This is a genomic window from Corallococcus exercitus, from assembly GCF_003611585.1.
In the GTDB taxonomy this organism is placed as follows: domain Bacteria; phylum Myxococcota; class Myxococcia; order Myxococcales; family Myxococcaceae; genus Corallococcus; species Corallococcus exercitus.
The window spans coordinates 1-3859 of record NZ_RAVW01000626.1; the positions used below are offsets into that span (position 1 = coordinate 1).

At 71.0% G+C, this 3859-nt stretch carries 3 protein-coding genes; 1 reads left to right on the forward strand and 2 read right to left on the reverse strand.

Annotated features, from left to right (window positions below):
- Nucleotides 1-123 precede the first annotated feature (123 nt).
- Nucleotides 124-537 carry a secondary thiamine-phosphate synthase enzyme YjbQ gene (locus tag D7W79_RS39850; protein ID WP_120530437.1) on the reverse strand — a complete coding sequence of 138 codons (414 nt, stop codon included), beginning with the start codon at nt 535-537 and terminating at the stop codon, nt 124-126.
- A gap of 41 nt (nt 538-578) precedes the next feature.
- On the opposite strand from D7W79_RS39850, the gene D7W79_RS39855 reads away from it, so the two are divergent.
- A complete protein-coding gene (locus tag D7W79_RS39855; protein ID WP_120530438.1) occupies nt 579-1784 on the forward strand; it encodes a DNA polymerase IV in 1206 nt (401 codons plus the stop codon).
- Nucleotides 1785-2026: 242 nt separating this feature from the next.
- Here the strand turns inward: D7W79_RS39855 and pcnB are convergent, their stop codons facing one another.
- Entirely contained in the window at nt 2027-3745 is a 1719-nt protein-coding gene (pcnB, locus tag D7W79_RS39860; protein WP_120530439.1) for a polynucleotide adenylyltransferase PcnB, read from the reverse strand.
- Nucleotides 3746-3859 lie beyond the last annotated feature (114 nt).

Genomic DNA, 3859 nt, shown 5'->3' on the forward strand with positions numbered 1-3859 from the left:
GCCTCGCGCGGGTTTCTGGGGCGGCAGCAGTCCTGCCAGCCGCTCCCATTGGGCGTCTGTCAGCTCTCCTCGGCTCATGCCCTCCTAACACCCGGCTCCCCTCGAACTATTTGCGGACACGTCCTAGTCGCCCATCACCTTGACGATGACGCGCTTGCGGCGCTGGCCGTCGAACTCCGCGTAGAAGCACTGCTGCCAGGGGCCCAGGTCGAGCTTGCCGGCGGTGACGGGAATCAGCACCTGATGGTGGACGAGCATGGATTTCAGGTGCGCGTCGCCGTTGTCCTCGCCGGTGCGGTGGTGGCGGTAGTCGGGCCCGGAGGGCGCCAGGTGCTGGAGCCAGTCCCAGATGTCCTCGTGGAGGCCGGGCTCGTCGTCGTTGACGAAGACGCCCGCGGTGATGTGCATGGCGGACACCAGCACCATGCCCTCCTGGATGCCGCTCTTCTTCACCAGGGCGGCCACGGCGTCCGTGAGGCGCACCAGCTCGCGGCGGGCTTTCGTCTCGAACCAGAGGTATTCGGTGAGGGTCTTCATGGGTCGCACTGTCAGAGGGGGCCACTAGAGTGACTCACGCCATGCGAGCCATCCTCCACGTGGACATGGACGCTTTCTATGCGTCCGTCGAGCAGCGCGACAACCCGTCCCTCCGGGGCAAGCCGGTCATCGTTGGCGGGCATGCACAGCGCGGCGTGGTGGTGGCCGCGTCCTACGAGGTGCGTCCCTTCGGCGTGAAGAGCGCGATGCCCATGGCCCGGGCGGTGAAGCAGGCGCCGCACGCCATCGTGGTGAAGCCGCGCTTCTCCGCGTACGCGGAGGCCAGCGAGCAGGTGTTCGCCATCTTCGAGCGGTACACGCCGCTGATTGAGCCCCTGTCGCTGGACGAGGCGTTCCTGGACGTCACCGCGTCGGTGGGGCTGTTCGGCGCGGCGGCGGACATCGCGAAGCGGATCCGCAAGGAGATTGCCCACGAATTGAACCTGCCGGCGTCCGCGGGCATCGCGACGGCGAAGTTCGTGGCGAAGATCGCCTCCGACCTGGCGAAGCCCAACGGCCAGCGCGAGGTGCGGCCGGAGGAGACGGTGGCCTTCCTGGCGGGGCTGCCGGTGTCGCGCCTCTGGGGCGTGGGGCCCAAGACGGAAGAGGCGATGAAGCGCGCCGGGCTCACCACGATTGGTGATGTGGCGACGCGGGACGTGTCCTGGCTGGAGGAGCGCTTCGGCGCGGCGAGCGCGAAGCACCTGTGGGAGCTGTCGCACGGCATCGACGCGCGCGACGTGGTGCCGGACCGGGCGGCCAAGAGCGTGGGCGCGGAGGACACGTTCGAGGAGGACCTGACGGGTGTGGAGGTGCTCAAGCCGCACGTGCACGCGCAGGCCCTGCGGGTGGCCCGGCGGCTGCGGCGCGCGGCGCTGAAGGGGCGCGTGGTGCAGCTCAAGTTGAAGTTCGCGGACTTCACGCTCATCACCCGGCGCACCACGCTGCGCGAGGCGACGGACGACGGGCAGGTCATCTACCGCGCGGCGCTGGAGCTGCTGGAGCGCGCCCATGAGGGCAAGGCCCTACGGCTCACGGGCGTGAGCGTGCAGCTGGACGAGGACGAGGCGCAGCTGGGCCTGTTCCCGGCGGCGGCGCCGAAGTCGTCGAAGCTGAACGAGGCCATGGACCGCATCGCGGCGCGCTTCGGGAGCAAGGCCATCACCATGGCGGACATCGCGGGGGCGGAGGCGCCGGATGACGACGACCCGCGCTCCGAACGGCCCGTGGAGAGGCCGAAGCGGTAGCGCGTCACCGAGCTCGCGGACACGACAAGGGCCGGAGCACCTGAGCGCACCAGCCCTCGTTCTTGCGCTGTTCCGATGGAGGATGCGCTGGCGCCCGCTGGACACGACAAGGGCCGGAGCACCGGAGCGCTCCAGCCCTCTTCGCTGCACCTGTGCGTCGCGGGAGCGCGGTCCCCGGACACGACAAGGGCCGGAGCACGGGAGCGCTCCAGCCCTTTCGCTTCAGCAGTCCCGCGGGAGCACTACCCCTCGCCCGCGTCGGAACCGGAGGACGCGCCTGAACCGCCGCCCTCTCCGCTCCCGTTGCCACGACGGCGACGGCGGCGACGGCGCTTGCGGCGGGGGCCTTCCGCGTCCCCACTGCTGTTCGCTCCGGCGCGCGGCGGCGGCACCTCGCCGGCCTGCCATGCCTCCAGCGCCTCGCGGCCCTCGCCCGTGGCCTCCACCGTCATCGTGAAGACGGCCAGCGCCTCGTTGAAGAGCGGGTGGCGGCGGAAGGCGCCCGTCTTGCGGCGGCGCTCCCCCGTCAGCGTGCGCTGCATCAGGAGCAGCATGCGGCAGCGCTCGGCGATGCGGCGCGGCAGGCGCGCGGACTCCACGAAGCCGGCCAACAGGTCCTCGATGACGCGCGACACGGACGCGCGGCCCTCGTCCTGCGACTCCTCCACCGGAGGCTGCGCGCGGCTGATGGGCACCAGCAACGTCGCCAGCAGGATGGCGTCGTCCAGCACCTCGCCCGCGGACACGCGCTTATCCAGCGCCTGCGCGAAGGCGTAGAAGGTCTTCTCCCCTTCCTTGCCGTGCTCGCGCAGGTACGCGTCCACCGGCGGGAGCAGAATCTTGAGCGCGTCCAGCGCCGCTAGCAGCTTCAGCGCCGGGGCGGACACGCCGCCGCGGATGAGCCGGAACGTCTCCTCCAGCAGGCGCGCGGGCGCGCAGCGCGGCAGGTCCTCCACCGCGCCCTCCATCGCCGCGTACGTGCGCGACTCGATGTCCAGGTCCAGCTTCGCCGCGAAGCGCACCGCACGCAGGATGCGCACCGGGTCCTCGCGCATGCGGATTTCCGGGTCGCCAATCGTCCGGATGAAGCGCTCATCCAGGTCGCGCCGGCCGCGCACGTAGTCGATGACCCGGCCTTCGGCTGCGTCGTAGAACAGGCCGTTGATGGTGAAGTCGCGGCGGCGCGCGTCCTGCTGCGCGGTGCCGAAGACGTTGTCGTGCGTGATGAGCAGGTCCTCACCGGCCTGCCCGTCTTCCGAGCCCGGCGCGCCCGGCGCCGGCTCCAGCTCCGTCGGGTTCGCGCGGAAGGTGGACACCTCCACGATCTTCCCGCCCTTGAAGTAGACGTGCGCCAGCCGGAAGCGCCTTCCGATGAGGCGGCAGTTGCGGAAGATGGCGCGCACCTCGCCCGGGTGGGCGCTGGTGGCCACGTCGAAGTCCTTGGGCTTCTTGCCCAGGAGCAGGTCGCGCACGCAGCCACCCACCAGGTACGCCTGGTGCCCGTGCTGGTGCAGCCGCAGCACCACCTTGAGCGCGTCCGGATCCATCTCGTCCGGGTCGATCTCCGCGGGCTCACCCGTGCGGGTGGTGGTGGGCGCCTGCAGCTCCGGCTCGTTCGCGGCGGGCTCGGGCTCCGGCTCCAGGATGACGGCCTCGGGCTCCTCGGCTTCGTCACCCGCCTCGGCGGCGGCCTGCGCGTCCTCCGCCTCCGCGGCCTTCAGGGCCTCGGTGGCGGCCCGGATTTCGTCGCTGACCTCGGGGCCGGCGTCCTCGGTGTCGTCATCGTCGTCGAACCCGTCGTCCTCTTCCGCGTCCGCGGTATAGGAGGGCTCGGAAGGGGCCTGGGGGGCCCGGGAAGGGGTTTCGTGCTCGCTGAGGCGCTCGGCGGAGTCCGCGGGCGCCTGGGCCTCGGTGCGCTCGGGGCGCTCCTCGGGGCCTGTCAGGTCCAGGGGGGAAGACATGGAAAGAACCTCGTGCGCGGACCCGGATGCCTCGGCCGCTGCCGCCTCGAAGGAGGCCCTGGCTCTTATACACATCTCCGAGCCCACGAGACATGCGCAGAGATCGTATGACGT